Consider the following 682-nt stretch of genomic DNA (forward strand, 5'->3'; position numbering starts at 1 on the left):
AGCATGCCGAGCGCACCGGGAATGGGCGGCTTGTTCTCGGCCGCCGCCAGCGCGGTGCCGGAAACGGTGGTGCCCGCCGCCAGCGCACCGACGGAGGCGAATTTGAGGAAGTTGCGTCTGTTCACGGTCACTCCTCCCGTGAGGTGTGCTGCCCGGCTTCATGGCGCTTCTGCTGGCGACCGAGCTCGCGCACCGTCATCAGACTCACCCCGACCAGCACCCCGAGCGCCCCACCGATAAGGCCGGTGGCGGTGGGCGACATGTGTCCTCCCTCCTGGATAGCCACGTCGGGCTTGTTCACCCGCGGGGTGGGATTCTCCACCTTGGCGAGCTGGAAGATCCCCTTGCTGAAACCCACTCCCTGCTCGTTGCAGCCGTAGCAGGGGTGGCCTATGCCCACCGGCCAGATGCCACCGCCCACGTCGCAGAACTCCAGGGTCGAGCAGTTGCCGTAGGTCTCCGGCCCCTTGCAGCCCAGGTGATAGAGACACCAGCCCTGACGGTGGCCCTCATCGCCAAACTCCTTGGCGAAACGGCCGGCATCGAAGTGCGGACGGCGCTCGCAGTTTTCGTGGATGAGCCGCTCATAGGCAAACAGCGGCCGCTTCTTGGCATCGAGCGCCGGCAGCTTGCCGTAGGTGATGTAGTAAGCGACCGTGGTGAGGAAATTGTGGGGGTTGGG

At 65.7% G+C, this 682-nt stretch carries 2 protein-coding genes; both read right to left on the reverse strand.

The window, feature by feature from the left end; translation table 11 throughout:
* Window positions 1-125, reverse strand: a 125-nt coding sequence (locus tag AACR77_RS14580) for a twin-arginine translocation signal domain-containing protein (protein WP_042882456.1), incomplete at its 3' end; no start/stop codon positions are given.
* A gap of 2 nt (window positions 126-127) precedes the next feature.
* A partial coding sequence (locus tag AACR77_RS14585) for a hydrogenase small subunit (RefSeq protein WP_042882457.1) occupies window positions 128-682 on the reverse strand: 555 nt, incomplete at its 5' end.

This window comes from Aeromonas sp. ZOR0002, assembly GCF_963866995.1.
Lineage (GTDB): Bacteria > Pseudomonadota > Gammaproteobacteria > Enterobacterales > Aeromonadaceae > Aeromonas > Aeromonas caviae.